The sequence below is a fragment of the Flavobacterium sp. genome (genome assembly GCF_049318325.1).
GTDB lineage: Bacteria > Bacteroidota > Bacteroidia > Flavobacteriales > Flavobacteriaceae > Flavobacterium.
In genome coordinates this window covers 1-23,772 of sequence record NZ_JBMOGQ010000011.1, presented here as the reverse complement: position 1 = coordinate 23,772, position 23,772 = coordinate 1, and the positions used below count along the sequence as shown (strand labels likewise).

Annotated in this window: 25 protein-coding genes; 9 read left to right on the top strand and 16 right to left on the bottom strand. The window is 33.1% G+C overall.

What is annotated here, in order from left to right:
• Positions 1-27: 27 nt before the first annotated feature.
• Entirely contained in the window at positions 28-1,176 is a 1,149-nt protein-coding gene (locus ACOYLP_RS02325) for a sensor histidine kinase (RefSeq protein WP_422854563.1), read from the top strand.
• A 30-nt stretch (positions 1,177-1,206) separates the two neighbouring features.
• Here ACOYLP_RS02325 and ACOYLP_RS02320 read toward each other — a convergent pair whose 3' ends face one another.
• Together ACOYLP_RS02320 and greA are read right to left on the bottom strand one after the other, a co-directional pair.
• Positions 1,207-1,596, bottom strand: coding sequence for an HIT family protein (locus tag ACOYLP_RS02320; protein ID WP_422854562.1), 390 nt, complete (start codon positions 1,594-1,596; stop codon positions 1,207-1,209).
• A gap of 64 nt (positions 1,597-1,660) precedes the next feature.
• Positions 1,661-2,137, bottom strand: a complete 477-nt coding sequence (gene greA / locus ACOYLP_RS02315; protein WP_422854561.1) for a transcription elongation factor GreA — start codon at positions 2,135-2,137, stop codon at positions 1,661-1,663.
• Between the two features lie 159 nt (positions 2,138-2,296).
• On the opposite strand from greA, the gene ACOYLP_RS02310 reads away from it, so the two are divergent.
• The gene (locus ACOYLP_RS02310; RefSeq protein ID WP_422854560.1) at positions 2,297-2,794 is read left to right on the top strand and encodes a hypothetical protein; all 498 of its coding nucleotides are present in this window, start codon (positions 2,297-2,299) and stop codon (positions 2,792-2,794) included.
• 42 nt (positions 2,795-2,836) lie between these two features.
• Here ACOYLP_RS02310 and ACOYLP_RS02305 read toward each other — a convergent pair whose 3' ends face one another.
• The 5 genes from ACOYLP_RS02305 to ACOYLP_RS02285 form a co-directional block, all read right to left on the bottom strand.
• Positions 2,837-5,032, bottom strand: a complete 2,196-nt coding sequence (locus tag ACOYLP_RS02305) for a TonB-dependent receptor (RefSeq protein WP_422854559.1) — start codon at positions 5,030-5,032, stop codon at positions 2,837-2,839.
• 228 nt (positions 5,033-5,260) lie between these two features.
• Positions 5,261-5,662: an alternative ribosome rescue aminoacyl-tRNA hydrolase ArfB gene (arfB, locus tag ACOYLP_RS02300; RefSeq protein WP_422854558.1), complete on the bottom strand. Its 402-nt coding sequence runs from the start codon at positions 5,660-5,662 to the stop codon at positions 5,261-5,263.
• Positions 5,652-7,253 (bottom strand): DUF4301 family protein, encoded by a 1,602-nt coding sequence (locus tag ACOYLP_RS02295; RefSeq protein WP_422854557.1) that lies wholly within the window; start codon positions 7,251-7,253, stop codon positions 5,652-5,654. Before ACOYLP_RS02295 ends, arfB begins: the two co-directional genes overlap by 11 nt.
• Positions 7,220-7,837: a nicotinamide riboside transporter PnuC gene (gene pnuC / locus ACOYLP_RS02290; protein WP_422854556.1), complete on the bottom strand. Its 618-nt coding sequence runs from the start codon at positions 7,835-7,837 to the stop codon at positions 7,220-7,222. The genes ACOYLP_RS02295 and pnuC overlap by 34 nt, the downstream gene beginning before the upstream one ends.
• Before the next feature lie 47 nt (positions 7,838-7,884).
• Positions 7,885-8,595 carry a geranylgeranylglyceryl/heptaprenylglyceryl phosphate synthase gene (locus ACOYLP_RS02285; RefSeq protein ID WP_422854555.1) on the bottom strand — a complete coding sequence of 237 codons (711 nt, stop codon included), beginning with the start codon at positions 8,593-8,595 and terminating at the stop codon, positions 7,885-7,887.
• A gap of 141 nt (positions 8,596-8,736) precedes the next feature.
• On the opposite strand from ACOYLP_RS02285, the gene ACOYLP_RS02280 reads away from it, so the two are divergent.
• On the top strand, positions 8,737-9,024 hold the full coding sequence (locus ACOYLP_RS02280; RefSeq protein WP_422854554.1) for a hypothetical protein: 288 nt from the start codon (positions 8,737-8,739) through the stop codon (positions 9,022-9,024).
• Positions 9,025-9,043: 19 nt separating this feature from the next.
• Here the strand turns inward: ACOYLP_RS02280 and ACOYLP_RS02275 are convergent, their stop codons facing one another.
• Positions 9,044-9,679, bottom strand: coding sequence for a 4'-phosphopantetheinyl transferase family protein (locus ACOYLP_RS02275; protein WP_422854553.1), 636 nt, complete (start codon positions 9,677-9,679; stop codon positions 9,044-9,046).
• A 127-nt stretch (positions 9,680-9,806) separates the two neighbouring features.
• Between ACOYLP_RS02275 and ahcY the strand changes: the two genes are divergently transcribed.
• Complete coding sequence (ahcY, locus tag ACOYLP_RS02270; protein WP_422854552.1) at positions 9,807-11,123, top strand: adenosylhomocysteinase; 1,317 nt, start codon at positions 9,807-9,809, stop codon at positions 11,121-11,123.
• A 252-nt stretch (positions 11,124-11,375) separates the two neighbouring features.
• Here ahcY and rpmA read toward each other — a convergent pair whose 3' ends face one another.
• The gene (gene rpmA, locus ACOYLP_RS02265) at positions 11,376-11,636 is read right to left on the bottom strand and encodes a 50S ribosomal protein L27 (RefSeq protein ID WP_129434750.1); all 261 of its coding nucleotides are present in this window, start codon (positions 11,634-11,636) and stop codon (positions 11,376-11,378) included.
• An 18-nt stretch (positions 11,637-11,654) separates the two neighbouring features.
• On the bottom strand, positions 11,655-12,116 hold the full coding sequence (gene rplU / locus ACOYLP_RS02260; protein WP_422851876.1) for a 50S ribosomal protein L21: 462 nt from the start codon (positions 12,114-12,116) through the stop codon (positions 11,655-11,657).
• A 236-nt stretch (positions 12,117-12,352) separates the two neighbouring features.
• On the opposite strand from rplU, the gene ACOYLP_RS02255 reads away from it, so the two are divergent.
• Together ACOYLP_RS02255 and ACOYLP_RS02250 are read left to right on the top strand one after the other, a co-directional pair.
• Positions 12,353-13,681, top strand: coding sequence for a M16 family metallopeptidase (locus ACOYLP_RS02255; protein ID WP_422854551.1), 1,329 nt, complete (start codon positions 12,353-12,355; stop codon positions 13,679-13,681).
• A gap of 11 nt (positions 13,682-13,692) precedes the next feature.
• Positions 13,693-15,744 carry a M16 family metallopeptidase gene (locus tag ACOYLP_RS02250; protein WP_422854550.1) on the top strand — a complete coding sequence of 684 codons (2,052 nt, stop codon included), beginning with the start codon at positions 13,693-13,695 and terminating at the stop codon, positions 15,742-15,744.
• 60 nt (positions 15,745-15,804) lie between these two features.
• Here the strand turns inward: ACOYLP_RS02250 and ACOYLP_RS02245 are convergent, their stop codons facing one another.
• Positions 15,805-16,671, bottom strand: a complete 867-nt coding sequence (locus ACOYLP_RS02245) for a DMT family transporter (protein ID WP_422854549.1) — start codon at positions 16,669-16,671, stop codon at positions 15,805-15,807.
• Between the two features lie 201 nt (positions 16,672-16,872).
• Between ACOYLP_RS02245 and ACOYLP_RS02240 the strand changes: the two genes are divergently transcribed.
• Positions 16,873-17,253 (top strand): heavy-metal-associated domain-containing protein, encoded by a 381-nt coding sequence (locus ACOYLP_RS02240; protein ID WP_422854548.1) that lies wholly within the window; start codon positions 16,873-16,875, stop codon positions 17,251-17,253.
• Positions 17,254-17,322: 69 nt separating this feature from the next.
• On the opposite strand, the gene gldD is transcribed toward ACOYLP_RS02240, so the two are convergent.
• The 4 genes from gldD to mutY form a co-directional block, all read right to left on the bottom strand.
• Positions 17,323-17,895 carry a gliding motility lipoprotein GldD gene (gene gldD / locus ACOYLP_RS02235; protein WP_422854547.1) on the bottom strand — a complete coding sequence of 191 codons (573 nt, stop codon included), beginning with the start codon at positions 17,893-17,895 and terminating at the stop codon, positions 17,323-17,325.
• A 6-nt stretch (positions 17,896-17,901) separates the two neighbouring features.
• Positions 17,902-19,197 carry a gliding motility-associated protein GldE gene (locus tag ACOYLP_RS02230; RefSeq protein ID WP_422854546.1) on the bottom strand — a complete coding sequence of 432 codons (1,296 nt, stop codon included), beginning with the start codon at positions 19,195-19,197 and terminating at the stop codon, positions 17,902-17,904.
• Between the two features lie 25 nt (positions 19,198-19,222).
• Entirely contained in the window at positions 19,223-19,660 is a 438-nt protein-coding gene (locus ACOYLP_RS02225; protein ID WP_422854545.1) for a single-stranded DNA-binding protein, read from the bottom strand.
• Positions 19,661-19,777: 117 nt separating this feature from the next.
• Positions 19,778-20,818 (bottom strand): A/G-specific adenine glycosylase, encoded by a 1,041-nt coding sequence (mutY, locus tag ACOYLP_RS02220; protein WP_422854544.1) that lies wholly within the window; start codon positions 20,816-20,818, stop codon positions 19,778-19,780.
• Positions 20,819-20,954: 136 nt separating this feature from the next.
• On the opposite strand from mutY, the gene ACOYLP_RS02215 reads away from it, so the two are divergent.
• Positions 20,955-21,248: an HU family DNA-binding protein gene (locus ACOYLP_RS02215; protein ID WP_422854543.1), complete on the top strand. Its 294-nt coding sequence runs from the start codon at positions 20,955-20,957 to the stop codon at positions 21,246-21,248.
• Between the two features lie 357 nt (positions 21,249-21,605).
• Positions 21,606-23,150 (top strand): Rne/Rng family ribonuclease, encoded by a 1,545-nt coding sequence (locus ACOYLP_RS02210; RefSeq protein WP_422854542.1) that lies wholly within the window; start codon positions 21,606-21,608, stop codon positions 23,148-23,150.
• A gap of 146 nt (positions 23,151-23,296) precedes the next feature.
• On the opposite strand, the gene ACOYLP_RS02205 is transcribed toward ACOYLP_RS02210, so the two are convergent.
• A complete protein-coding gene (locus tag ACOYLP_RS02205) occupies positions 23,297-23,743 on the bottom strand; it encodes a nucleoside deaminase (protein ID WP_422854575.1) in 447 nt (148 codons plus the stop codon).
• Between the last annotated feature and the right edge of the window lie 29 nt (positions 23,744-23,772).

The window sequence follows — 23,772 nt, the reverse complement described above, 5'->3', positions numbered from 1 at the left end:
TTAATTATATTTATAAAAAATTTGTCAATGCTGTTTTCCGAAAAACGAAACCTTACCCGTTGGATTATCATTATGACTTCCTTTGTCATTGTAATTATGATTTTATGGAACACCTATACTTTTTTTCAGATATTCAAAAACGAAGAGCGCGTCAAGATGCAGAATTGGGCATTAGCACAAAAAAAAATAAATAGTGCTGATCCGAACGCTGATGTCGACATGGAGCTTCCGTTTCAAATTATACAGGAATCTAATATTCCTATAATAGTCACCGAAAAAGATTCTATTATAAATACCAACAATATTGACCCCGATATTTTAAAAGACAAAGTCAGACTGTATGCGTTTCTACAAAAATTAAAAAATCAGAATGAACCCATTATTATGCAAATTTCTGAAAAGCAGACGCATCAGCTATATTATGGTGACTCTTCACTGCTAAACAAACTCAAATATTATCCAATAGCTTTAATACTGATTATTGTTCTTTTTGGAGGTGTTGTATACAATTTCTACCGTAGTAATAAAATGGCCACTCAAAACAAACTTTGGGCAGGAATGGCAAAAGAAACGGCGCACCAAATTGGCACACCATTATCTTCATTAATAGGTTGGTTGGAAATAATGAAAGCAGATAATGTAGACGAAACAACAATTGCAGAAATTGAAAAAGACATCAACCGATTACAAACCATTACGGACAGATTTTCAAAAATTGGGTCTGAGCCTGTTTTGGAACGTCTGAATATTATTGAAGAAACGGAACAATCATTTGATTATCTGAAATCAAGGTTTTCAAAACAAGTGGGATTTTCTTTTAAAGCACCTAAAAAACCTATTATGGTTTCTCTAAATCCGGCACTTCACAGTTGGACGATTGAAAATTTAGTAAAGAATGCTATCGATGCCATGAAAGGCAAAGGCAAAATTTCAGTAGTGATTGAGAACGACAATAATTTGGTCAAAATTTTAGTTACCGATACCGGAAATGGAATTCCAAAAAATCAATTCAAACGCATTTTTGAACCTGGTTTTACTACAAAAAAACGTGGTTGGGGATTAGGTTTATCTCTGACCAAACGTATCGTGGAAGAATACCACAAAGGGAAAATAAAAGTCTTGCAGTCTGAAATTGGAAAAGGAACAACAATGCAGGTTTCTTTTAAAAAGACATAAAAAAATTCTCAATAAATCGAGAATTTAGTTTCACAAATTACTTCGAATAGCCGAAGCTAATTGCTCAAATTCATCTCCGGATAATTTCACTTTTCTTTGAAAACGCATATCGTCCATATCGTGAAGCGGAATCAAATGCACGTGCGTGTGTGGGACTTCAAGGCCAACTACAGCAACACCAATTCTTTTGCAAGGAATGGTTTTTTCAACGGCTTTAGCTACTTTTCTGGAAAATTTCATTAAGCCTAAATACAAATCCTCCTCCATATCAAAAATCTTGTTGATTTCTTGTTTTGGTATACAAAGCGTATGTCCTTTTGCATTTGGATTTACATCTAAAAAAGCCAAATAATTTTCATCCTCAGCTATTTTATAAGAAGGTATTTCACCGTTAACTATTTTTGTAAATATTGAACTCATTAAGAATTTTGTTTTTTATAAACCTTCTACCGAAACATAAGGATACGCTCAAGGTGACAAAAAGTTAATCTCTTGAAATTTCCAAAACTTCAAAGATTAATTTTCCATTTGGAACCGTAATTTCAGCTATTTGCCCAACTGATTTCCCTAGTAATCCTTTACCAATTGGAGAAGTAACAGAAATTTTCCCCGACTTTAAATCGGCTTCACTCTCAGCAACCAATGTATATTTTAACTCCATTCCATTGGCTTGGTTTTTAATTTTTACATTAGATAAAACCAATACTTTTGAAACGTCAAGATGCGTTTCGTCTATCAGTCGGGCGTTTGAATGCACTTCTTCAAGTTTGGCAATTCTCATTTCCAGCATTCCTTGAGCTTCTTTTGCTGCGTCGTATTCTGCATTTTCAGACAAGTCTCCTTTATCTCTAGCTTCCGCAATAGCTTGTGAAGCTTTAGGTCTTTCAATGCTTTTTAAATAGTCTAATTCCTCTCTTAATTTTTTTAATCCTTCAGCTGTATAATATGATACTGTACTCATTATTTCCTCTTTTATATAAATAGAAAAAATCCCATCGCAACGGGATTTCTTTTTGCAAAGATATTATTTTTTAATTTATTTCAAATTTGTTTACGTTTTGTAACGCCTGTCAAAGTTAATTAATTTAAATTTGTTTTGCTATTGTATTTTAAAAAAAATATGAAATCGAAGATTATTAACACGAGCATTAGCGAACTGGTGAAACAATTCAAAAAAAACAAACTATTAGGTATGGCTAAAAAAATTTATATTGTATTACTGCTTTTACCTTCCCTATTTAGTTGTGATAGTGGAAGATTTAATAATAACAATCCAAACATACCCAATTACCAAGTAAATATGTCATTAAACCTTAGCTTACCTCAATATAATAGTCTAACATTTGCCGGGGGCACTCCTTTTGTCGATTTATCACAAGGAGCGAGAGGTGTTGTTATCTTTAATACAGGTGCGGGATTCAATGCTTTTGATATGGCTTGCCCAAACCAAGCTTTTAATATCTGTACATCTCCTATGACAATAACAGGAATCGACGCAAAATGTAATTGTGACAACACAACTTATAATTTATATAGCGGACAATCTCCGGGACAACAATATCCTATGAAACAATATCGCGCAGAAGTTAGTGGCGGTTATTTATACGTTACCAATTAACAAAAAGCCCTCTCATTAAAAAATGAAGAGAACTTTTTGCTTTTAAAACTTAAGGGTTGCTCCAATTAAAAAATTAATTCCTGCTTGTGGATAATATCCTGCCCCTTCAATAGTTGTTATAACTCCAGGTGTAGAAAAATCATCATCATACGTATAAAAATAGCCGTTCGATTCATATTTACAATCAAATATATTGTTCACCAATCCTGAAAAGAGAATAGATTTAATTCCTTTATTAATATTCCATAAATATGTAATGTTCAAATCGTGAATGTTGTAGGCTTTCAGAACTGATGTTTCAGAATCTATGTTTCCCATAAATTGTCTTCCAACAAATTTATTCAACACGGTGAGATTTAGATTATTTATTGGTGAATACGTTGTGACGTTTCCAAAAACAATATCAGGTGAAAAAGCAATATTTGTATTGCCCAGATTCTGTAAAACTCCATCACGCTGAAAATAGAAATCCCTATTTTTATTCTGACTCAAAATAATGTTCTGCTGAAAAGTCAGCTTGTTGATTAATTTGATTACCGATTCAATTTCAATGCCGTAACGATAGCTATTCCCGCTATTTGTAAATATTGGCGAACCTACATCGTTTAATGCGCCGGTTAAAACCAACTGATCTTTGTAGTTCATGTAAAAAGCATTAGCATTTACAGTTAGATTTTTAGCGCTGTATTTCCACCCCAATTCATAGTCAAATAACCGTTCCGGTTTTACACTGCCGTTTTCATAATCATCTCGTCTTGGTTCTTTATTGGCAATTCCAGCATAAGCATAAATTTCATTTTTGGAATTTAATTGATAATTCACACCTAATTTAGGATTGAAAAATAGAAACGTATCGTTTACATCATCAAAACGAAAACTGGTAGCTTCATAAAAAACCATTCGGTATTGTAAATCAGTAAAGAAGTTTATTTTTCCAAATGTTTGCGAGGCTTTTACATAGAAATTAACATCATCTTTGTTTCCAATATTATCATAATACCTATTGGTATCGGGAGTGTAAAATTGTGTCCAGACTACTTCCCCAAAATGATTGCCAAGATATCGATTTGCAGCACCACCAATCAAAATATCTGTTTTTTTTGTTCTATAATTTAGCGAGAAAGTTGCCCCAAAAAAATCATTATCAAGCCATCTTTTTCGAACTAAATCAGAAGTAAAATTTCCATTAAAATCAGGCAAATTATAGCCAGCCAATGTTTCATCTTCACGGTATTGTTCAAAATACCCTTTCCCTAAAGTGTAATGAAGCGCTATGTTGGATGTCCATTTTTCGGACCATTTTTCGGACCAATGCAACTGGAAATGATTTTGTGTATAATTATCAGTTTCATCATCATAGAATTTGGTGTTGCCAAACTCATCAGTATATATTCCGGCAACATTATAGGTTCGGTCGTTTTCTAACTTTTCTGGATCTTCGAGGCCATACCAAGCCTGATAGGTTTTTTCTTTTCCGCCAAAGGCAAAGAATTTAATTTGACTTTTTTTAGTAATATAATTGGCATTAAAAAAATAGCCAAACATTTTAGAAGAAGCACGATCAATAAACCCATCTGAGGCAATATTTGACAAGCGTGCGTTCATTTCAAAATTATTGTGTAATCCTGTTCCAAAAGCTAATGTGTGTTTGCGCGTGCCAAAACTTCCCGCAGAATTGGCAATTTCTGCATAAGCTTTTTCCTGAAATGATTTTGTCTGCATGTTTAAACTTGCCCCAAAAGCTCCGGCACCATTTGTTGAAGTTCCAACGCCGCGCTGCAATTGAACACTTTCTAATGATGAAGCAAAATCGGGCAAGTTCACAAAAAAAGTTCCCTGACTTTCACTATCATTAAACGGAATTCCGTTGAGGGTTACATTAATCCTTGATCCATCTGCACCACGAACACGCAAATAGGTGTAACCAACCCCATTTCCGGCATCAGTTGTGGTGACAACCGAAGGTAAGTAATTTAATAATATTGGTATGTCCTGCCCTAGATTTCGCGGAGCAATTTCTTCTTTGGTCACATTAGTATACGTAACGGGATTCTTTTTACCAGCCCTAACACCTGAAACCAAAACCTCATCTAGTTGTCTGACTTTGATAGTGTCCTGTATCTTTTCTTGTGAAAAAGAGCAAAAAGAAGATAGAGAAAAGAAAATAGAGAAAACTATTTTGCTCTTCTTTGAACTTCGTACATCGTACATCGTACTTTGTTTAAATAAATTTTTCATTCGTAAAAAAGTCACGAATAAAAAGAGGTAATTATTCTTTGTTAAAAATTAAATGATACTCTTGACAATAACTAACGTTCACTTTAGTTTTTTGTCAAATCCTTAAACAGCATTACCTGTTCTAGGTTCATTGGGTATAATCTCAGCTCGTTATTTAGAGCACCCCTTTTGAGACGGGACAAAAATAAAAAAAGATTTTTAGATTTTAGATTTTTAGACTGTTAGATTTTACAATTTTGGTTTCTTTCTAGTTTCTTTAATTTCGGATGTATTTCTTTTTTCCTTTATTCGTTTTTCGATAACAGAATGGGGAACTTTGGTTTCTTTTCTTTTTTTTGGAACAATCAATCCCTTTTTAATGAAATCTAAGAATCGCTTAGTGACTATTGCCTTATTTTTAAGTTGACTTCTGTCTTCGTCACAGTTTAAAATTAATAGATTTTCTGAAGTTAATTTGGTTGCTAATTTGATTGCCAACAATGCTTTTTCTTGTTCATTAAGTGCTTGAGAAGCATTCAAATCAAAAGTCAAAACTACTTTGGAAGAAACTTTATTTACATTTTGTCCACCGGCACCAGAACTTCTAACGGCTTTGAAATTTAGTTCTGAAATTATTTTCTCAATTTCCATTTTGGGGTTGATGTGCAGGTTTTAGCAAATCGTTTACTGTTTTCACCGGATTAAAAGTAACCAATGGAACCTCGACGAAAACGGTAATCCATTTCGCCATGGCACCATTCCAAAGACCAGGCAATTCGTAGCCTTTTAAGTCTTTCCCTTTGTTGTTTTTATGAACAATAAAACCTGTACTGGGGTCAATAAATTGTGCTAAATCAAATTTTTCACCACGATAGTTTTTGGTAGCACAAACTAAATCCACCGGATTAAAGTGAGTTGCTTTTGTCAAAATTTGCTGCTGTTCAGGGTTACGAGTATCAACTTGTGAACTTTCAACAATTTGAAGCGAGACATTGCCTTTATAACTTTTAACCCAAAATGGCCCGCCTCCGGGTTCACCTTCATTTTTGACCATTCCGCAAACTCTAATCGGACGGTTTAATTTGGTTTTTATAAACTCTAATTTGTTCTCGATAGTATATTTATAAAAATCTTCCAAAACATCAATATTCAATTTTTGCTCCATGAAATCAATTATTGCGGGGATATTACTCTCGGTAGTTGCATTATTTTCAACTGCTTCCAAAATTTTAAAGATTTGTTCTTGCAAATCAATCAAAACCCCTGCTAATCCTTTTTTATATAAGGTAATTTCTTGAATATGATTCTGAATTACATTGTCTATGTTTTTAATAAAAATCACATCAGCATCAAGATTATTTAAATTATTAATCAGGGATCCGTGTCCGCCGGGGCGAAATATAAGTCGTCCGTTTTCATTACGAAATGGTTCATTTGCTGGAGTAACTGCAATCGTGTCTGTGCTTTTGTCTTGATAAGAATAACTGACATGAAGTGTGATTTTAGACTTCTCTTCAACTTTTTGTTTTACACTTGCAATTATGGTTTTAAACAAATCTTCATGATGATCAGAAACTGTGAAATGCAAATGCGAAACTGAATTTGAGCAGGCATAAAATGCACATTCATTTAAATGCTCTTCAACCGGTGTTATGATTTCTGATTCATACTTATGAAAATCTAAAACTCCTTTTGGTTTGTTAGCAAAATCAAAATGTTCGGGAGACAACATGGTTTTAATAAACTGGTAACTTTTCTCATGACTTTCTAGAGAATAATAATCCTCATGAAGTTCTTTCACTTTTGTCTTTATCTCGTCATAAAATGGAAACTTCTCAATTCCTGCAAGGAATATCGATAAATTTTTATCTTTTTTTCTGTTGATGTAAGCATTTATAGTTTCATGTTCATGGTCAAAATCTATAAGAAACTCATTTAAAAATTTAAACATTCTTGTTGCGGCTCCAGAAGCAGGAACAAATTTTTTGAGTTTTAATTTCTCTTTTCTAACATCAAAAAAGTCAGCGAAATTTTGAAACTCTTCATTTGATAATTTTACAATACCATCATTTATAGTAGCTGGTCTTTCGAGATTAATTTTTGGGATTCCTGATTGAAACAATAAAAGTTCACCTTCGATTTTATCCAAAGAAATATCCAAAGCCTTTATTTGTTCAAAATCTGCTTCGGTAAAACCGTAGTGTTTTATTAAATTATCTTTTGTTGTAAAATTCTCTTCCATTCTAAATAGCCAAAAATGGCAATAATTGTAAAAATTAAATACTGAATACTCGTAAACGAATATCCTTTGACGAAATACATTGGAATCGAAATAATATCACCAACAATCCATAAAATCCAATTCTCGATTTTTCGTCGCGCCATAAGCCACATTCCAACAAAGAAAATTCCTGTAACCAAGGTATCAACGTAGGATGTCCAGTGCGTAAATTTATCAAAAAATGTGTAAACGGCTAACACAAATCCTATCGTTAACACAAAAATGACAACGGAAACTTTCTTTTCGTAAGAATTCATTCTCGAAATCTTGAATTGGACTACATTATCTTTCTTACGAGTCCAATTATACCAGCCATAAATACTCATGATGACATAGTAAAAATTAATCATCATGTCGCCCAACAAAGACCATTTCCATAGCAAATAGACATAAATCGCTGTGTTTATTATTCCAGTTGGGAAAACCCAGATGTTATCTTTTTTGGCATACCAAACACTCAACAAACCGAAAAAAATAGCAATTACTTCAAGTAGGATTTCGTAGGTTGGATAGTCTTTGTATTGATTAAATATGAATTCAAACATCTTTGATTTGGGATTGGCACTTCGGCAGGCTCAGTGTGACAAAGTTATTAATTATCAAAAAAGTTAATGTTATTTTCAAAAGCAGTTCCAATAACAACTAAATCGGCACCGGCTGAATAAGCAGCATCAATTTGATTTTTGGACCTAATCCCACCACCAACAATCAACGGAACTGAAATTCTATTCGAAACTTCTTTTATAATTTCCTCTGAGACAGCATTTAAGGCCCCGCTTCCGGCCTCGAGATAGAGTATTTTGTTTCCTATTAATTCGCCGGCTTTTGCGGTTTGTGCAATATATTCTGCATTTGTTTTTTGTAACGGTTTTGTTTTGCTTATTCGTTCAACTGCAGTTTCGCTTCCGCTTTCTATTAAAATATAGCCCGTAGAAATGATTTCTAAATTTGTTTTTTCCAAAATAGGAACCGCATTAACTTGATGTTCCACTAAATAATCCGGATTTCTTCCCGAAAGCAACATTAAGAACAAAATTCCATCCGCTTCTGCTGAAATTTGAGAAGGATTTCCGGGAAAAAGTAGAATCGGTAAATTAATTTCTGATTTTAATTTTATAATTATTTCATCCAAATGATTACCGTTAAACGAACTTCCGCCGACAAAAATATGTGTGGCAGGCGATAACTTTATTTTTTTTGTCAAAACCGAAATGCCATTCATCACTACCTTATCGGGGTCGATTAAAATAGCAAGAAGTTTTTTGCACTCTTTTCTGGCCGATAAAATTTGCTCATATAACATGTGCTTTGTTTTTCGTTTAAGGATTGTAAATGTAACCCTTTTTTAAAATACATAAAATTTTACAAAACATGATTTATATCATTTTTTATGGATTCTTAACATATTAATTTTACTCTATTAATTCATAAAAATCATAATATCATGACACTATATCAAAAAACACTGGGAGATTTTCAACAAAGTTATATTGGGTTTGCAGCCCTAGTCATTATTGGGCAAAGCTGTTTAGGCGGAATCGCTGCAATGTATATCTTAGAAAACGGAAACTCATTGGCACAAATGCTCCAGTTAGGATTCGTAGTTATTACTTGCACCATTGTAAATGTTGGGATTTTAGCACAGTTAACCCCAAGAACGGTTTTCAATATGACTATTTTCAGCATAGTGCTTAGCATACTGGCTATTGCAATGAATGTGTTTGTTATTTAAATTATTTTATCGAAGCTAGTTAAATCGGAATGGAGCTAAACGCGCATACAAAAACATAGTTTTCAATAAATTCAAAAACAATATTGAAACGTTCGGTTTTATCATTGAATTGAAGTGAAACACCACATTTTTTATCTTCCAAATTAAAATCATCCTCAAAGATGTTGTCTTTAAAACTGATACCTATTTCATTTTTGATTTTGAAAACAGATTCCTTAATTCCCCACACGACTGTTGCTTTTATCAATTCGTCCGACCTAGAAAGATTTTCCAAATGAGAAACATCCATATAACGCGGTGCAAGTTTCAGGGTTTTCTCTTTTAGGATTTCCAAATCGGCGCCAACATTTACATCGCTAAGAACAATAACCGAAAAATCATGTGAATGAGAAATGGAAATGTGTTTGCCATTTCCTAAATGTGGTTTACCAAATTCATCGTAATACAAATCAAAGTCTGAATAACCTGCTTCCATCAATAATCTTCTGACCGCTAAAAACCCTCTTTGGTGGCTTTCGGATTTCATACTTTCCACTCTTGCCAGTGAGACATCTTTAAGTGCAACATTGCTAAAAAGCTCGCCTAAAGTTTCGGTTATTTTCCAAACAAACAGTTGTGTGTAATCGTTTAAGGCTATGGTTTTTAGTAAAGGCATTTAGTATTTTACTGTTTTTCAAAAGATTATATGGCTAAACAATTCATAATTTTAAAAATAAATTATTAAAATCAAAACCTATGTTGTAATTTTGCGCCAGAATTTAAAAAACAAATATACATAATAGATGAGTACACAAACATTACCTTATGTAGCTTTTAAAGTGAAAGATATTTCGCTTGCAGCTTGGGGAAGAAAAGAAATTGAATTGGCAGAAGCTGAAATGCCTGGATTGATGGCACTTAGAGCAGATTATAAAAACGAACAACCTTTAAAAGGTGCTCGTATTGCTGGTTGTCTTCACATGACCATTCAAACAGCTGTTCTTATTGAAACATTAATTGCTCTTGGTGCTGAAGTTACTTGGTCATCTTGTAACATTTTCTCTACGCAAGATCAAGCTGCTGCTGCAATTGCTGCTGCCGGAATTCAAGTATATGCTTGGAAAGGGCTTGATGAAGAATCATTCGACTGGTGTATTGAGCAAACTTTATTCTTTGGTGAAGATAGAAAACCATTGAACATGATTTTGGATGATGGAGGCGATTTGACCAACATGGTATTTGACCGTTATCCAGAATTGATCCCAGGTATCAAAGGATTATCTGAAGAAACTACAACGGGAGTTCACAGATTATATGAAAGAATGAAAAACGGAACTTTATTCATGCCGGCTATCAACGTAAATGACTCGGTTACTAAATCAAAATTTGATAACAAATACGGCTGTAAAGAATCGGCAGTTGATGCTGTTCGTAGAGCTACTGATATTATGTTAGCCGGAAAAAGAGTTGTTGTTTGTGGATATGGTGACGTTGGAAAAGGAACTGCGGCTTCATTCCGTGGTGCAGGTTCTATCGTAACAGTTACTGAAATCGACCCAATTTGTGCATTACAAGCGGCTATGGACGGGTTTGAAGTTAAAAAATTAAACACAGTTATTGATAATGCTGATATCATCATCACAACAACTGGAAATAAAGATATCGTTTTGGGTTCTCATTTCGAAAAAATGAAAGACAAAACTATCGTTTGTAACATTGGTCACTTTGATAACGAAATTGATATGGCTTGGTTAAACAAAAACCACGGCGCATCTAAAGTAGAAATCAAACCACAAGTTGATAAATATACTATCGCAGGAAAAGATATAATCATTTTGGCCGAAGGTCGTTTGGTAAACTTAGGTTGTGCTACAGGTCACCCAAGTTTTGTAATGAGTAATTCATTCACCAACCAAACTTTAGCTCAAATTGAATTGTGGAAAAATAGTGCTTCCTATAAAAATGAAGTTTATATGTTACCAAAACATTTAGATGAAAAAGTAGCGATGTTGCACCTTGCGAAATTAGGAGTTGAATTGGAAACTTTAAGACCTGACCAAGCAGAATATATTGGTGTAGAAGTTAAAGGGCCTTTTAAACCTGAGTATTACAGATACTAATCCTCTACTTTGTCATTCTGACGAAGGAAGAATCTCAATTAGAAACCCTTGCAGTGATGTGAGGGTTTTTGTTTACAATCACTTAGGGATTAAAATAGAATGTCCAGTGGACATTCCTCGAATACCCAAATTTAGTCATTTATAGACCCCGACTCCTCTGGAATGACAAGAATCCGTTTCGCCAGCTAAGGCGGAAATAAAAAAACCCGACTCATTACTGAATCGGGTTTTGAATATTATAAGAGTTTGCTATTATGCTTCAAATGGAACTACAGATACAAATGATTTGTTATCACCTTTTTTCTGGAATTTCACTACACCAGCAACTTTTGCATGTAAAGTATGATCTTTACCCATGTAAACATTTTCTCCTGGATTGTGTTTAGAACCTCTTTGTCTAACAATGATGTTACCTGCAATTGCAGCTTGACCACCATAAATCTTTACGCCTAAACGTTTTGATTCTGATTCTCTACCATTCTTAGAACTACCGACACCTTTCTTGTGAGCCATGACGTATAATTTTAAATATTAAATGTTATCTTCAGTTGCAGTAGCATCAGTTTTCTTTACTTTAGTAGTTTTTGGCGCTTTTGGCGCTGCTACTTTTACTGCTTTTTCTGCTTTTTCTACTTTAGGTTCTGCTGTTACTTTCTCTGCTTTAACCGCTTTTTTTGAACTGGTTGCGCTAATACCTTCAATCAGAATTTGAGTGAAAGATTGTCTGTGCCCATTTCTTTTCTTGTAACCTTTTCTTCTTTTCTTTTTGAAAACGATTACTTTGTCTCCTTTTAAGTGTTGTAACACTTTGGCTTCTACTGAAGCACCTTCTATAGCTGGGGCGCCTAAAGTAATGTTTCCATTATCGTCTAATAAAAGAACTTTGTCAAAAGAAACTTTTGAACCTTCTTCATTAGCCAAACGGTGAACATAAACCTTTAAGTCTTTGCTTACTTTAAATTGTTGCCCTGCTATCTCTACGATTGCGTACATAACAATGATGTTTAGTTAATTTAATATTCCCGACTTTTCGGGTTGCAAATATAATACTATTTCTTTTACACACAACCCTAACCAAAAAAAAGTTTAAACTTGTTAATCAAAGTGTTATATGAAACATTATAAAACAGATTATTTTTTTTAATCTAAATAAAATAAATTACTTTTGGTGTAACAAATTTTAAAGTTAGTTTACTAACAAAAAATCAACGAAAAAATTTAAATTTTTTATGAAAAATTCATTAATCGCTTTAAGTTCAATGCTTATGCTTGGAGGAACAGCTCTGGCCCAAAAGGTCGCTTTCGAGGAATACGATTTGCCAAATGGTTTACATGTGATTTTACACAATGACCAATCGGCTCCAGTTGTAATTACCTCTGTTATGTATCATGTAGGTGCAAAAGATGAAAATCCGGAAAGAACTGGATTTGCACACTTTTTCGAACATTTATTGTTCGAAGGAACCGAAAACATTAAACGTGGTGAATGGTTTAAAATAGTAACTTCTAACGGAGGAACTAACAATGCCAATACTACAGAAGACAGAACCTATTATTTTGAAGTTTTCCCTTCTAATAATGCGCAATTAGGTTTGTGGATGGAATCAGAAAGATTGATGCATCCGGTTATCAACCAAATTGGAGTTGACACTCAAAATGAAGTGGTAAAAGAAGAGAAAAGACTTCGTGTAGACAATCAACCATACGGGCAATTGATTGCTGAAGTAAAAAAGAACATGTTTAAAGTGCATCCTTACCGTTGGGCAACTATTGGTTCTATGGAGCATTTAGATGCTTCAAAACTAGAAGAATTTCAAGCGTTTAACAAAAAGTTTTATACTCCAAATAATGCTGTATTAGTAGTGGCAGGTCAAATTGATGTTGAACAAACTAAAAAATGGATTCAAGATTACTTTGGGCCAATACCAAGAGGTGTAGAATTGAAAAAAGAAACATTTGTAGAAGCACCAATCACTGAAACAATTAAAGCTACATACGAAGACCCAAACATCCAAAAACCAATGGTTGTTGCTGCCTATAGAATTCCATCTATGAAAACACGTGATGCTAGAGTATTGGATATGATATCGACTTATTTAAGTAACGGAAAGAGGTCTAAACTCTACAAAAAAATTGTTGACGATAAGAAAATGGCTTTGCAAATCGGAGCGTTCAATTATGCGCAAGAAGATTACGGACAATATATTCTTTATGGAATGCCACAAGGAGATTTTACCTCAGCTGACTTAATCAAAGAAGTTGATGAAGAAATTGTGAAATTGCAAACGGATTTAATTTCTGAAAATGATTTTCAAAAATTACAAAACATCAATGAAAGTAATTATGTAGATGCTAATTCAAGTATTGAAGGTGTAGCTGAAAATTTAGCAACTTACTACTTATTATATGATGATGTTAATTTAATAAACACCGATATAGATATATTACGTTCTGTAACTCGTGAAGAAATGAGAGCTGCAGCTAAAAAATATCTAAATCCAAATCAACGTTTGATTTTGGATTATGTACCTGCGAAAGACAAAGCTGACAATAAATAAACTTACACAAAATGAAAAAAATAATCGTATTATCAAGCTTGTTTTTAACTTTAATTATGCAAGCACAAGACAGAACACAACCGAAACCAGGGCCAGCGCCAAAAATCAACATAAAAAAACCTGAAACTTTTTCTTTGCCAAACGGATTAAAAGTATTGGTAGTTGAAAATCATAAGCTTCCAAGAGTTTCTTACAGCTTAACTATTGACAACACTCCTTATGCTGAAGGTAACAAAAAAGGTGTTGATGATTTGACAAGTAGTTTAATTGGAAATGGATCAACCAAAACAGCCAAAGATCCTTTCAATGAAGAAATCGACTTTCTAGGAGCAAACATAAACTTTTACTCTTCTGGTGCTTCTGCAAGCGGATTATCAAAACATGCTAAAAGAATTATGGAATTAATGGCAGAAGGAGCATTAATGCCAAACTTTACCCAAGATGAATTTGACAAAGAAAAAGAGAAACTTATTGAAGGTCTAAAGACACAAGAGAAAAGTGTTACTGCTGTTGCAAGTAGAGTCGAGAGAGTATTAGCTTATGGAAAAAATCATCCTTCTGGAGAATATTTATCTGAAGAAACAATAAATAACGTTTCACTTGCCGATGTAAAAGAAAATTATAGAACGTATTTTGTGCCGGAACATGCCTATTTAGTAATTGTTGGAGACGTAAAAACAAAAGATGTAAAAAAATTAGTCGAAAATCTTTTTGGTTCATGGACAAAAGCTACTGCACCAAGATTATCTTATTCTAATCCGAGTAATGTTCAATATTCACAAATCAACTTTGTCGATATGCCTAATGCAGTTCAGTCAGAGATAACAATTTTAAATACTGTTAATTTAAAAATGACTGATGCTGACTTTTTCCCTGTAATTTTAGCAAATCAAGTTTATGGTGGTGATTTCAATAGTTACTTAAACATGAATTTGAGAGAAGCGCACGGTTGGACTTATGGTGCAAGATCAAGCATTGGTTTTGATAAAAATATGTATAGCTTATTTAAAGCAAATACGCAAGTTAGAAATGCAGTAACTGACAGTGCTGTTGTTGAAGCTTTAAAAGAATTAAAGAAAATCAGAACTGAAAAAGTAACGGATGAGATATTAAATAATGTAAAAGCAGGATATGTTGGAAAATTTGTAATGCAAGTTGAAAAACCAGCGACTGTAGCTCGTTATGCTCTAAATATTGAAACTGAAGGTTTGCCTGCTGATTTCTACGAAAACTATATCAAAAATATCAATGCAGTTACTCCAGATGATGTAATGAGAGTAGCAAACAAATACTTTTTAGCAGACAATGCTAGAATTATAGTGGTTGGAAAAGGTTCAGAGGTAATTTCAGGTTTGGAAAGTACAAAAATTCCAATGTTCTATTTTGATAAATTCGGAAATCCAACTGAAAAGCCAGCTATGAAAAAACCGGTTCCTGCAGGAGTTACAGCAAAAACTGTAATCGATGCTTATGTAGCCGCGATTGGTGGAGACAAAGCGGTGAAATCTGTGAAATCTATTGCCTATACTGGTTCTACAACAATTCCACAAGCACCAATGCCTTTGTCTTATAGTTCAAAAACTGATTCAAAAGGAAAAATGATGGTCGAGCTTTCTATGGCCGGAATGGGTTCTATAATGAAACAAGTGGTAAACGGAAATACCGGATACATAATGCAACAAGGTCAGAAAAAAGTTCTAGAAGGTGAAGAGCTTGCAAAAATGAAAGAGAGCGCAGTATTATTCAACGAAACTTTGTTAGCTAACAAACCAGGTGTAACAATTTCAGGAATTGAGCCAATGAACGGTGCTGATGCTTATGCACTTGTTGATGGAGATACTACTTATTATTTTGATGTAAAATCAGGTCTAAAAACTGCTGAATCCTCTACTGAAGAGCAAGGTGGACAAAAGATAACTAGAGTAACAAACTTCAATGATTATAGAGCAGTAAAAGGAGTAAAAGTTCCTTTCAATACTATAATGAATGTTGGTTTTGAATTAGACATCAAAATGAGTGATGTTAAAATCAATGAAGATGTTAGTGATGCCGATTTTAAATAATTAAGTTCAAATTAAATTTTATAAAAAACTCGTCTCGTTCAAAAAAACGAGTCGGGTTTTTTATTTTTTATTAGCCAAATAAACGCCAATCAAAATAATAAAAGCTCCCAAAAATTGCAACGGTGTGAGCATTTCATTATCAAAAATTCCCCATAAGAAAGCCACTACCGGAATCAAATAGGTAACCGATGAAGCAAAAATCGGCGATGAAATTTGAATAAGCTTATAAAAAATCACATTGGCAACTCCAGTTCCAACAATTCCTAAAATCATAACAAAAAACATAGCGTGCTGTGTTGACTGTAAACTCATTTTGGTACTAAAATCAGTAAAATATAAAATAAAAATCGCAGGAACCAACATCACTAAGAAATTTCCTGTTGTAATACTCAATGGCTTCATGTCGGAGAGATATTTTTTTATCAGATTAACATTAGTGGCATAACAAACTGTAGCAATTAGAACAAAAACGGAATAGGAATTATCTTCCGAAACTCCCTGTGCTCTTCCGTTAAAAATCAAAACTACAGTGCCAATTAATCCTATTATAATTCCGAAAATCTGATTCCTTCTGAAGTTTAATCCAAAAACAATTGCCCCTAAAATCAGCGTATTTAATGGAGTCAACGAATTCAAAATAGAACAAATAGAGCTACTAACTTTGGTTTGTGCAATAGCAAAAAGATAAGCAGGAATAAAGGTTCCAAACAACGAAGTCAACGCAATATATTTCCATTGATGCTGCGCTATTGATTTTAAACTATTAAACCCAATGATTAATAGAAAAACGGCACAAAAAATAATTCGCAACGAACCCAACTGAAAAGGATTTAACCCATATAATCCTTGTTTTATTAGTATGAATGAACTTCCCCAAATTAGGGAAAGTGTAATTAGAATAATCCATTTTAACTGTGGTAATTTCATATGGAGATAATTATTAATTTTTATTTGTCATGTTCAATTAGCTTATGTATTTTTCATAATTTATAAAGTTTTCCATAAGTTCATTTCATACTTGTTTTTTAATCGGATCAAATTTTGTAATTATTTTAAGAATAACCGCTTTTATTTTTTACTAATTTTGTTCGTGATTAAAAATATCCACAACTAACAAATTATAAAATTATGAATTTCACCAAGTCACTATTAGCTTTTGGTCTTGCTTCAACCTTACTGTTTAGTTGTAAAGATACTGCGAGTAAACCTATAACAGGATCAGATGAAACCAACACTAAAAAAGAAGTTGCAGTTGCTGCAAAACCTGAAACAGCTAGTTTTAAGATTGATGGTATGACATGTGCAATGGGTTGTGCTAAAACCATTGAAAGCAAATTATCCAAAATGAACGGTGTTCAAAAAGCGACTGTTGATTTTGATAAAAAACAAGCAACAGTAGAATTTGATGCAGCGGTTATAAGTCCGGAAAATCTAAGCAAAACGGTTGAATCTACAGGGGATGGTGAAACTTACAAGGTTTCAGGAATGCAGACAAAAGAGAAAATTTAATCCTAAAATAATATAACAAAAAAAGAACTCAAATGAGTTCTTTTTTTTTATAACTTCGGTCCGTTCGCCCTATCTCCCTTGGGTCCAATTAATTGTTTCAAGTAAGCGCTGCATATCATTTTTAATATAATCTGCTGCCGGCATAATGGAATCATATTTTGGTTTGGCATAAAAATATACTGAGCCGGTAACAAAATGTTTGATGCTGTCGGTAGCATAAAATTGCGCATTGGTTGCCGCATTTCCATTTACACGATAGAACATTCCATAAACCTTTTTGTTATAGTTTACATAAGGTTGTTCCATTATATCATCCGCTTTTATAACGTGTTTATAGGTCAATGTTTGCGCATCTCTCAATAGTGAATCTATATCTTTATTGACCATTTTGTATGTCAAATAAATCGTCGCTTTCATTTTTGGATAATGAATAGAAAAGCCACAGTCTTTATCTTCTTTAATAACCGCATCTTCATTCATTTCAAATTCAAATGGACAATGATTGCTGAAATGAGCGTATTTGGCAACTGGATAATCCAATCGCAATTGGCTGGCAGGTTTTGGTAAAACCTCATCTTTACAGCTTATTACAAAAAATAATGTTATCAGCACAAAGAAAAGACTAATTGATTTTTTTAGCATTTTATATTATTCAAGTGTTACTTTTAATTGTTTTATCCTTTTTTTATCGACAGCTTCAATGGTAAAATGGACATTGGTAAAATGAATTTTTTGTCCCTTCTTGGGAAAATTACCTAAAATTTCTAATATAAAACCAGCTAATGTCTCAGCCTCACCTTTACTGATTTCAAATATTTCCTCATCAACATCTACAATTCTATAAAAGTCTTTAAGATTTATTTTACCTTCAAATAAGAAATTCTTGTCGTCTATCTGAGAGTAATTCAAATTTTCATCGTCAAACTCATCCGAAATATCGCCTACAATTTCCTCGATTATATCTTCAAGAGAAACCAAACCAGATGTTCCTCCATATTCATCAACCACTATTGCCAAATGACTTTTTTTACTTTGGAATTCTTTCAACAAATCGTCTAATTTCTTGTTTTCGGGAACAAAAAACGGTTCTCGTATTAGTTTATTCCAGTCAAATTCCCTTTTATTGATATGTGGAATCAAATCTTTGACAAATAAAACACCTTCTATATGGTCAATGTTATCTCTATAAACGGGAATCCTTGAATAGCCTTTGTCGACTATCTTCTCGTAAATCTCTGCAAAAGTCTCTTCCATTTCAAGGGCAAAAATATCAATTCTTGGACTCATGACTTGCTTTGTATCTGTATTTCCAAAAGAAACAATGCCTTCTAATATTTTTTGTTCTTCCGATGTTGTGTCTTCAGTAGATGTTAATCCCAGCGCCTGTGATAATTGTTCTACCGAAATGTTTGATTTTTGCATTCCTAATTTTTCATGTAAATAATCACTAATCGCACGCATTGGGAAGCTAATTGGCGAAAGTAGTTTGTCTAATATCGACAAAGGATTGGCAACAAATTTTGAGAATTGAATATTATTTCTACTGGCGTAAATTTTGGGTAAGACCTCACCAAATAAAAGAATAAGAAAGGTTATCAAAATTACTTCAACAACAAACTTTAAAATAGGAGATTCTATAGCCGAAAAAATATCGTTTCCCACAAAAGAAAAAACTATCACAACTCCAATATGACTAAAATTATTAGCAACTAAAATAGTAGCCAAAAGTTTCTTTGGTCGTTGCAGTAATTTTGAAATTAGATTAGCTTTCGAAGAATCTTCTTCTGATAAAGTATTTAGATCTTGTTGTGAAAGAGAAAAAAGCGCGACTTCTGAAGCAGAAACCATGGCAGAACATAATAAAAAAAATACAATAGCTATAATCCCAAAAAGTAAATCGGTGTCAATAGTTGCAAGTAAATTTGTACTGGGCTCAGCGTCCAATGAAGTATAGATTAGTTAAACAATATCAGAACGGCAAATCATTTTCGGTTGCTGTCGGACTTGGCGCTGCAAAATTAGTGTTTTTTGTTTCTAAATTTTGTGTTGTTTTCAGTCCTTCAACTTCTTTTTTTGTAGTCAAAAATGTAAATTCGGTGACTTGTATTTCAGTGGTGTATTTTGTTGTTCCGTCTTCAGCTTGCCATTGGCGTGATTTTATTCTGCCTTCAACAAAAATTTTATCTCCTTTTGACAAATACTTTTCACATATTTCGGCTGCTTTGTTTCTAACAACAAGATTATGCCATTCGGTAGAAGTTATTTTTTCGTTTGTTTGTTTGTTGATATAGACTTCATTAGTGGCCAAAGGAAAACGGCCAATACAATTACCACCATCAAAATAATGCATCTTTACATCGTCACCAAGATGACCAATCAACATTACTTTATTTAAGGTACCATTCATTTTTATGCAAAATTAGATTTATTTCCTTCGGCTGTCGAATTCGCTCGAGTCGCTGCGATCCATACAATTCAGCATAGTGTGCCTCGGGTCTTTCAAATTTACTACTTTTTTTGAAATTTAAAACCATTGGTTAGAAATATAATTATAAATCAAAACAGGAAAAGGAAATTCAGCTGCTGATTCACAATCCATTCCGTCGTCAAGCGTTCCTTGCACCTTAACTTTCCAGAATTTAACAGTTAAATGCTGATGCGAAAGCTTGTGAACAATAGCCTCAGGATTGGATAATTGAATTTCAAGAATAGCATTTTCAACAAAACTTTGATTTTCAATTAACGCCAAAACCGTTGTATCACTTTCAGCTTTTTCGGTTTCAAGTAATGGAAACTCATATAAATTGTGCCAAATCCCTTTTTGGTTTCGTTTACTGATAATTGTTTTATTGTTCTCATCTGAAAAAACCAAATAATTAAAATAACGTTTAGTAACTTTAGTTTTTTTAGATTTTACCGGAAGTTGAGCAATCTTTTTCTTCTGCAACCCAATACAACTATCATTAAAAACACATATTTCACAATTAGGTTTTTTTGGCACGCACTGCAACGCCCCAAATTCCATTATGGCTTGATTGAATAAATTAACTTCCCCTTTTGGCAATAATTCCGCTGCTAATTGTGTAAACTCTTTTTTGGCTCCAACAGATGCAATATCGGTTTCCACATCAAAATAGCGCGACAAAACTCTATAAACATTGCCGTCAACAACCGGGACGCTTTCATTATAGGCAAACGATGCTATTGCTGCAGCAGTATACTCGCCAATTCCTTTTAAATGTAATAAATCATTATAAGTTTTAGGGAACTCGCCATTAAACTCAAAAGCAATTTGTTTTGCAGTTTTATGCAGATTTCTGGCTCTTGAATAATAGCCCAAACCTTGCCATAGTTTTAAAACATCTTCTTCATCGGCATTTGCCAAATCAAAAACAGTAGGAAATGCATTTGTAAAACGTATAAAATAAGGTAATCCTTGAGCAACGCGAGTTTGTTGCAACATAATTTCTGAAAGCCAAATCGAGTATGGATTCGTATCATTTCGCCACGGCAAATCACGTTTGTTTTGTAAATACCATTGGATAAGTATATTAGAGAATCTCATAGTTATATTGTGGATTGCAAAAATAAATCTTTATGTGATTAAATTTTAATAGATTATGCTTGAAATATTGTTTTTATTATTCATATATTTGCAACCTTAAAAAAATTAAATAATTAATTGTTAAATACGAAAGAAAATGACGAAAGCAGATATCGTAGCAAAAATTTCAGAAAAATTAGGGCTTGAAAAAGGAGATGTTCAATCTACAGTAGAAGCATTAATGGAAGAGGTGAAATCATCATTAGAAAGTGGGAATAATGTTTACTTGAGAGGTTTTGGTAGTTTTATTATCAAAACAAGAGCTGAAAAAACAGGTAGAAACATTTCAAAAAATACTACAATTAAAATTCCTGCACATAATATTCCAGCATTTAAACCTGCAAAAGTATTTGTAGAAGCAGTAAAAACTAAAACTGAAATTGCAGTTTAAAAAACTTATTTATTAATCCAAAAAAACTTATACCATGCCAAGCGGTAAAAAAAGAAAAAGACATAAGGTAGCTACTCACAAACGTAAAAAAAGAGCGAGAGCTAACCGTCACAAAAAGAAAAAGTAGTTTTAAACTACTTTTTTCTTTTTAAACGTTCATTGAAAATGAATTTTATATATAGAAACCCTAATGTAGAGACTAGTTATATAAATTATAATCTTACATTATTTGATTTCATTCTAAAATTCACCGGGTAATACATAAAATAATGTTTAATCCATCCTTACTTTGGGATTAGGATTTAGGGTTTGAATACCCTTTAACTTAATAACTTTGAAGGGATAAAAATTTACAACATGAATAAAGAATTAATCATCAGAAGTGGTGAAAATGCTGTAGATTTTGCCTTACTAAAAAATGGAAAACTAATAGAATTACACAAAGAAGAAGAAAAAGGAAGTAATTTTCTAGTTGGTGACATATTTGTTGCCAAAATTAGAAAACCAGTTCCAGGACTTAATGCAGCTTTTGTAAATGTAGGCTTTGAAAAAGATGCCTTTTTACATTATCATGATTTAGGCCCCGCGTTACTCTCTTATTTGAAATTCATAAAACTTGTAAATACAGGTAAAATAAAAGATTTCTCCCTAAAAACCTTTCAGTTTGAAAAAGAAATTGATAAAGATGGTGCAATAGCAGATGTGCTAAACGCTAATCAATCTATTTTAGTGCAAGTGGTTAAAGAACCTATATCTACCAAAGGACCAAGAATAAGCTCGGAGCTTTCTTTTGCAGGTAGATTTTTAGTTCTTGTACCATTTTCTGACAGAGTTTCTATTTCTCAAAAAATAGAAGAAAAAGAAGAAAAAGACCGATTGAAAAAATTGGTGCAAGCAGTTAAACCAAAAGGATTTGGTGTTATTGTGCGAACAGTAGCCGAAGGCAAAAAAACAGAAGAATTAGAAAAAGACTTGCAGAATCTTATGAATAGATGGACTGCAATGTGTAAAAAATTACCAACTGCTCATCATCCGTCCAAAGTGTTAGGAGAGCTTAATAAAGCATCATCCATATTAAGAGACGTTTTTAATGATACCTTTACTGGTATTCATATTGATGATGAAGAGTTGTTCCAAGAAACAAAGGACTATTTAGCAGAAATAGCTCCAGACAAACAAAAAATAGTGAAGTTTTATCAGTCAAACGACACCCCACTATTTGAGAAATATCATATAGAACGTCAAATAAAAACTTCATTCGGACGTACTGTCTCTATGAGTAAAGGTGCTTATTTGATTATTGAACATACCGAAGCTTTACACGTAATTGATGTAAATAGCGGAAACCGTTCTAATAAAGCAACCAATCAGGAAGATACAGCTCTTGAAGTGAACATGATTGCAGCAGCAGAAATAGCACGCCAATTAAGACTTCGTGACATGGGCGGAATTATTGTAGTCGATTTTATCGATATGCAAAATCCTGAAAATCGTCAAGTTCTATACAATTTCTTGAAAGAGGAAATGAGCGACGATAAAGCCAAACACAAAATCTTACCACCTAGTAAATTTGGTTTAGTTCAAATTACCAGACAACGTGTAAGACCAGAAGTAAATATTGAAACAAGAGAAGAGAATCCAAATAATTTAAGTGGCGATGTAGATGCTCCAATTCAAATCATTGATAAGATTGCTTTTTCACTTGAAAAAATTATTAAAGACCATAATAATGTGAAACTTAACGTTCACCCATTTGTGGCAGCATACCTTAAAAAAGGTTTTCCATCTATACGTTCTAAGTGGTTCTTAGAACATAAAAAATGGATAAAAATAATTCCTCGTGATGCTTATACGTATCTAGAATATCATTTTTTTGATAGTAACGGAAAAGAAATTAAATAAAGAGAAACCGCCTTTCATGAGATTGGCGGTTTTTTTTATGTTAAATAAATTTCAATGGAAAGATTTAACTTTTTATAAGACTCTTTATTCTAAATAATTATCTAGATTAAAAGTAGTGCTTGTTTAATCTTGTAAATTCCTATAATTTATTGTTTTCTTTTATTGGCAAAAAAACGTTTCATTAAATCAGCACTTTCTTCTGCTAGAACTCCTTGTTTCAGTAAGGTTTTGGGATGGAGTTTGGAACCGAGGGTTAAAAAACCGCGTTGTTCATCACGTGCTCCAAAAACAATTTTAGAAATTTGACTCCAATATAAAGCTCCAGCACACATTTGGCAAGGTTCTAAAGTAACATATAAGGTGCAGTCTTTTAAATATTTCCCTCCTAAAAAATTTGCGGCTGCGGTTATAGATTGCATTTCGGCATGTGCAGTAACATCGTTTAGTAATTCGGTTAAATTATGACTTCTAGCAATAACTTTATTGTCAATGACAATAATAGCGCCTACAGGGATTTCACCTTTGACAAAAGCTGTTTCTGCTTCTTGCAAAGCCTTTTTCATGAAGTATTCGTCGGTGAAAATGTTTTCCATTCCACAAAAATAAGAATTCAATTTGTACA